The organism is Paenibacillus sp. JT22N1 (genome assembly GCF_059692155.1).
This window is the reverse complement of record NZ_JCAUAW010000056.1, coordinates 1-5,955: the sequence shown is the minus strand read 5'-3', so window position 1 is coordinate 5,955 and position 5,955 is coordinate 1. Positions and strand designations below refer to the sequence as shown.

At 40.4% G+C, this 5,955-nt stretch carries 7 protein-coding genes; all 7 read right to left on the bottom strand.

The annotated features are described in order from the left end of the window. Window positions 1–349: 349 nt before the first annotated feature. Window positions 350–1,078 carry an NAD(P)-dependent oxidoreductase gene (locus AC58UU_RS39765; RefSeq protein WP_497323018.1) on the bottom strand — a complete coding sequence of 243 codons (729 nt, stop codon included), beginning with the start codon at window positions 1,076–1,078 and terminating at the stop codon, window positions 350–352. 269 nt (window positions 1,079–1,347) lie between these two features. Beyond that, the gene (locus tag AC58UU_RS39760; RefSeq protein ID WP_102710951.1) at window positions 1,348–1,680 is read right to left on the bottom strand and encodes a winged helix-turn-helix transcriptional regulator; all 333 of its coding nucleotides are present in this window, start codon (window positions 1,678–1,680) and stop codon (window positions 1,348–1,350) included. 290 nt (window positions 1,681–1,970) lie between these two features. Next, window positions 1,971–2,114, bottom strand: a complete 144-nt coding sequence (locus AC58UU_RS39755) for a hypothetical protein (RefSeq protein ID WP_497323017.1) — start codon at window positions 2,112–2,114, stop codon at window positions 1,971–1,973. Window positions 2,115–2,440: 326 nt separating this feature from the next. Then, entirely contained in the window at window positions 2,441–2,674 is a 234-nt protein-coding gene (locus AC58UU_RS39750) for a hypothetical protein (protein ID WP_497323016.1), read from the bottom strand. Window positions 2,675–3,115: 441 nt separating this feature from the next. Next, window positions 3,116–3,628, bottom strand: coding sequence for an AAA family ATPase (locus AC58UU_RS39745; protein WP_497323015.1), 513 nt, complete (start codon window positions 3,626–3,628; stop codon window positions 3,116–3,118). A gap of 277 nt (window positions 3,629–3,905) precedes the next feature. After that, window positions 3,906–4,928: an aldo/keto reductase gene (locus AC58UU_RS39740; protein WP_497323014.1), complete on the bottom strand. Its 1,023-nt coding sequence runs from the start codon at window positions 4,926–4,928 to the stop codon at window positions 3,906–3,908. 173 nt (window positions 4,929–5,101) lie between these two features. Continuing rightward, window positions 5,102–5,734, bottom strand: a complete 633-nt coding sequence (locus AC58UU_RS39735) for a hypothetical protein (RefSeq protein WP_497323013.1) — start codon at window positions 5,732–5,734, stop codon at window positions 5,102–5,104. Window positions 5,735–5,955 lie beyond the last annotated feature (221 nt).

Here is a 5,955-nt window from a genome sequence, read left to right as displayed (position 1 = left end):
TAAGAGCGCCTCCTTGATGGTGTTGGGTTAAACCCTTTGACAAACCCATCATACCGAGGCGCTCCTTTTCTTTCAAAGTCCAATTCTTAGGACTAACAGGAATGTTTAGCTGAATGCCGTACTAAGCAATCGTCATCATTTACTTAGAAATAGCTCCGTCGGGAATGAGATAATGTTCTTGTCAAAATCGGGAATGGGATAAAACAAAAAAACCGCGATTTACGCGGTGATTAATGAGATAATGTTTTTGTCACCCGACAGTTCTATCGAGACACCTGTCGGATGACAAAGCCAATATATGAAAAACGAGGACTCATCCAAACAAACTGATAATCTCCCTTCTTGCTCCTTAGCTCACCGGAATATCGCTTTGATAAGCGAGACCGACCCTTTTTCTCATAAAAGGCCCTCCGAGCTCGATATGGTCCAGCATGCATTTCACGACATCATCATAAGTAACATCCAGCTCTTGAAGCCGGCTGAACAAGTAACCGGCTATATCGGCCTCGGAAAATTCCTTGATCGTCTTCGGAATTGATATGGCCAAGGTTTCCGTTGTCACATGCAGATGAACCGACGCCGGAGGCTCTATCGAATCAATCATAGTTCCCGGACACATAATTGACCAATCGAGCTCAGACTGTAGGAGTCGTTCAAAATTCCGGTTGTGATTTTTATACGCGGGCGGGAAGCCGGGTAGATTGTTGCCAATGAGGTCAGTATATGGAATATCCAGCAGCCCGGCACCTCCCATTACCCATACCCTCCCGGAAAAACTAGGGTGGATTTCACACTGGCTTATAATGTTATCAACGAGACGAACGAACTCATCTCCTTGACCTGCATGGCCGGCAGCAATAATAGCGGCGTCTTGATGCGAGAGCGCCTCGCCGACGCTTACTGGGTTTATGATATCGTCCACGACCACCTTCACATGTTTTGCTGAACGCTCTCCTTGCTGTTCATAAAACTTCTCGGAGTTTCGCACGAATGCTGTCATTTCATGTCCCATTTTACCCCCTTGCTCCAGCGCTCTTCTTCCCGTATTTCCTGTTGCTCCGAAAACAATAATTTTCATCATTTTTTCCTCCTTTTATTAATAACTCCTGATAGTTCATCTCTGGATTGACTCAAGCTTAGCATTATTTAAAAATCTTGATAAGAACCCACTTTAATGTAGGGTCCTTACTTAAAAGTAAGCATTAAGCAGAAAGGGTTATTCATGTTGGTCCACGGCAAAAATCGTAAAGTAATATTGACTGTAAATAGCAAAAGCTGCCAGGGCAAATCCCGTGGCAGCTTTTGTTATGAGTCCTTGAATTAGTGTGCAAATGAATTGAACAAGCTTTAAGAAGCAGATTCTTCGTATTTCCGCTTATTATGGTTTTCTCCCCAAGCACACATGACTTCTGCTACAGGAATCAATGTTTTGCCATATTCACTAAGGGAATATTCTACTTTTGGAGGGACGGTGGGGTAGACCGTTCTATCGATTATGCCCTCTCGTTCCAAGTCCCGTAGATGTTGTGAAAGCATTTTTTGAGATACATCAGGTATAAGCTTTTCCAGATCGTTGAATCGCTTATTGGATTGTATCAAATGCCATAAAATCATTGGTTTCCATTTGCCGCCTAGAACATGAATGATTGTCTCCACTGGACATTCAAGCTGATGAATCATTGATAAATCATCCCCTTACCTTTAAGTAAGTTCATTACCTTAAAGTATACACTTAACAAAATTTTACAGTTTATTTGCAATCCGGTCAACAATAAAAACTAATTTCTTTTCGGATACCAGACGTTCCAGAGGAATACCGCGACGCAATCGACTTTCGGAAAATGCAGATGGTGCCGAGGATTGGAGCGGAGGCGGCGCTTGGGCGATTTACACCATTCTCAAGGAACTAGGTGCATCCGCAACGAACGCTTATCGGTTGTGAAGATCGTACGAAGCTATGAGACTGGGGGTTAATCGCCTCCGCCGTCGCAGCCGCCATCGGAGTTTTCGGAGTCTGTATATGCGACCGGAGAAACGCCGTCCCTCCCGCGTCTACAGAGATTATGGCCGGTCTTCGGAGCCGTCATCGAAGAAATTACGCCCCACCTGATCATGATAAATCATTTCGGCCGGCTGAAATCGCGTCTTTTATTCAACTATCGTTCCTCGTTAGCGGAATGACAAATGGTTCATTATCCACATAGTATACGGTTATCTTGCCTTTAATTTTTTGTTTAATTGCACGACTTCAGTTAAATTATTTGCTGGATAGCTGATAACAGAATAACCTCCTGTATTTAAATTTAAAAGTTCCTTGCTGTTTAATTCTAATGAGATTTCTGTCATATCCGAATTTATATAAGCGGTTCCAATAAGGGTGCGAGTAGTATTATCATAAGTTATAATCTGGAAACCATTCGCGATTATAGTATGCTTAGACTCAGCCCCCCCCCCCCATGTTCAGTGTTCCAACAAACGTATTTTTACTTTTATCATAGGTACCATCGAGTTTTATGGGAGTTATCTTATGAATTTGAGTTTCAGCGTTATATGCAATAGCATTACCTGTTATTTTGATCGACTTTGCTGGTGTTGAGAGGAACAAGTAAACAACACCCATACTTATCAGAATGCCTAATGCAATGCACATCAGATAAATTCTTATTTTATTCACTGTAACCCCCCTTAAGAATTAACCCAATCAAGTTGTATGGCCATTTACAAAATGTAACATTTTAGTATATTCAATGATATAGTCTTAATGTCTCGTATTGAACAATTCTGCCTATTAGCGGAGAAGGCTGCCGATTCATGCTGTCGGCAGCCTTCTCCTGATTTATATTGAGCTCTTGTTATCCGTTAGCGTAACGAGAGAGTAATTATATTTTTTCAACTGGAAAGTATAAGTACAATTCGCCTGTGTTATCTTTAGGATTATAAAATTCTTGAATTGCTCCAACGATTTGATAATGTGTTTTGAGGTAAATATTCTGCAATCATATGTTTAAAAATGTTTTGATAAGAATCTTGAGTACATGTTACAACGTACTTGAAAGCTGGAATGACCCATTTTGTCCATCCATTTGGGACAATAGCGTCGTCTTTAACTTTTCCGTTAGTTGAATATGTCTGCATGTAGTAGCATCTTATTGCTGTTTACTACAATGACTTTCTTATTATGTATTTCTAAGATCTCATTTATCTTCTTCTTATTCTCAATATCGAACTTGTGATTCCATTTCAGCATATCTACTAAGCCTTTAAATGTTTGTTTGTAATTTGATTTTTCAAATCCAGTTCTCTGTTTAATAAATCTAGTTATAATTCTTATAGCTCTTTTAAATGGTTTGGGTGTTAAAAAAATAATTAAATCTGCTTCTTCAAAACTTCGAGCAACCCACTTATAATAAATCCCCTCTACAATCCACTTTTTTTGATTTATTATTTCTTCCAATAATTTATCTCTTATTTCAGGCGGATTCTTCCCGCTAAACTCGACAGATCCACTCCACATCACACTATCCAGTTCATAGTAAGGAATATTTAGCTTATTCGAAAGTTCTCTAGCTAAATATGTTTTTCCACTTCCAGTTGATCCAATTATATGGATCTTTTTATTATTTATCATGTTCTGTCCTTTTTCATGTTTGGTTTAAAAACTCAGAAATTTTGGATCTAAATTCATTTAGTAAACTATTCCAGTTGTATTCTATTTTACCTACAAAAATCCTTCAATTCGCTTTTAAAAGCTAACAGTTATTCAACTCTACTGCCCGTTTAGCGGAGAAAACAAAAACGGCTGCCGAAGCAACCGCTATTTCACTAACGTTATCCATTAGCGCAATTCCTTATTTTACGGTTCTCCGAATAAGAAATTTAATATAATACTTTGCCGATCCACCCAATTAATACCCCAGAACTTCCGCGATTTGCGAATCATTCGTCATGGCCGTAAACCAATTTGGATACAAGGAAACTGGTCTCGTTATTTCATCCAGTCTCGCAACATCTTCGGTGCTCAACTGAAGCTCTACCGCGCGCAAATTATCTTCCAATTGGGCTAGTTTACTGGAGCCGACCAATACGCTACTAATGTAAGACTGGGCCAGAAGCCAAGCCAGCGATACTTGTGCCGGTGTCGCTCCATATACTCCAGCTATTTCGCGAACAGTGTCCAAAATCTTGAAGCCGTACTCTTTGTCATGCGGCAGAAAGTCAAAACCGCTTAAGCGGTTTTGAGCGTCATTCAAGTTCTCTTTGCTATATTTTCCACTCAAGAAGCCGCCAGCGAGCGGACTCCAGACAGTTAATCCGATTTTATTTCGGACCGCGAATGGAACCGTCTCATGTTCAATGTCACGGCCAACTAAGGAATAATATAACTGACCGTTAATAAAGGTCGCCCATCGGCGCTCACGCTGAATCGATACGGCCTGCGCCGCCTGCCAGGCCGGCCAATTCGAGTACCCGATATAGCGAATTTTCCCTTGCCGTACCAGATCGTTTAGCGCTTCCAATGTTTCCTCCAGCGGTGTGTATTGGTCGGTTTTATGTACGATATAGAGATCTATGTAATCAGTGCTTAAGCGACGTAGACTAGCTTCGCAAGCCTCGAAAAGATGCTTACGGGATAAGCCTGCTTGTACGAGCCCCGGACCGACGCGAAAGCCGCCCTTCGTAGCGATGACGGTTTCCTTGCGCCGGGAACCGAGCAGCCGTCCAAGCATCTCTTCACTTTGCCCGTCCGCATAACCGTCAGCGGTATCAAAGAAATTAATGCCCGCATCTAAAGCGCGGTCAACAAGCTGCTGCGCGCCGCTTTGGTCCACTTTGTATACACTGGGATTGTTCCCTGATCCGAATGTCATCGCCCCGAATGCCAGCCTAGAAACAAGCAATCCCGATTGACCCAATATTGCGTATTTCATCTTCTCTCCTCCTCGATTCCCCCAAATTGGAATACAAATCCAGTATATCAATAATGTAAACTGATAGTATGAGACTTAAGTCGATGAGTCGAAAGACACTGTCCATCGACTTATATTATGCCTTAGATGGAGCCTCTAATTTTATTGAACTATCGTTTCCGTTAGTTAAACAATCACGTACTTTTTTTCAATAGCTCCAAGATTTCATTTCTCTCTTTTGAAAATTTTATCATCATTTTTTGTATCAAGTCTTCTGTGAATACTAATTCAACATTTCCATTAACTAGTTTGACTTGATCACTGTATGACATAACTACTTCACTAAATGAGACTGGTTCTAACATTTTTACGTTTCTTACTTCGAGGTCAAAAAACTTCGAACAAAATTCTTTGACACACTCTTCGATTACTTCTTCATTAATTCCTTCGTTGGGATGCCACATTTCAATATATCTTGGTTTAACTCCGAGATAATTCAGTGGTAAGTTAGTATAAGGTAACTCATAAAAGTCATCATCTGTTGGGTTATCAAAACAATAATGATATTTAATTGTATTACCTTCTAGATATTTAAGTATCTGTTCCACGAATTCTTTTTCTTCAGGATCTTGCTCAAGATCTTCTAGACCGCTTCTTAGATAATTTTTCGTGCAAATACAAGTAAATCCGATTCTTTTCGCATCCTCCGCATCACTATCATAAATAAATATGTCCTCCCAACCAGTTAGAGTCGTCAGGCCATAGATTCCCCACCATAAATCTAACGATTTAGTCCTTACGTAGATATCTATTGGGACTTCTATCATAATAATAACCCTCACTTATTTATTAAAAGATCTTGTTTGGTTTACTTACATATCGTATTTGATCACTTTTTTAACGACACAACTTAAATTTAGAATATCATAATCTCCACTATCCTGCCCGTTAGCCGTTCATGCAGCGCAAGACCAGCGCTGCACCACAGAGGATGAAAATGGATAAAATCCGTCAATACTTCTACTACGGCTGGGTGAGGAAGGTCGAT

Excerpts from the sequence above, each read along its gene's own strand:
- AC58UU_RS39765 (WP_497323018.1), bottom strand. The coding sequence starts at position 1,078 with ATGAAAATTATTGTTTTCGGAGCAACAGGAAATACGGGAAGAAGAGCG.
- AC58UU_RS39760 (WP_102710951.1), bottom strand. The coding sequence starts at position 1,680 with ATGATTCATCAGCTTGAATGTCCAGTGGAGACAATCATTCATGTTCTA.
- AC58UU_RS39755 (WP_497323017.1), bottom strand. The coding sequence starts at position 2,114 with ATGATCAGGTGGGGCGTAATTTCTTCGATGACGGCTCCGAAGACCGGC.
- AC58UU_RS39745 (WP_497323015.1), bottom strand. The coding sequence starts at position 3,628 with ATGATAAATAATAAAAAGATCCATATAATTGGATCAACTGGAAGTGGA.
- AC58UU_RS39740 (WP_497323014.1), bottom strand. The coding sequence starts at position 4,928 with ATGAAATACGCAATATTGGGTCAATCGGGATTGCTTGTTTCTAGGCTG.
- AC58UU_RS39735 (WP_497323013.1), bottom strand. The coding sequence starts at position 5,734 with ATGATAGAAGTCCCAATAGATATCTACGTAAGGACTAAATCGTTAGAT.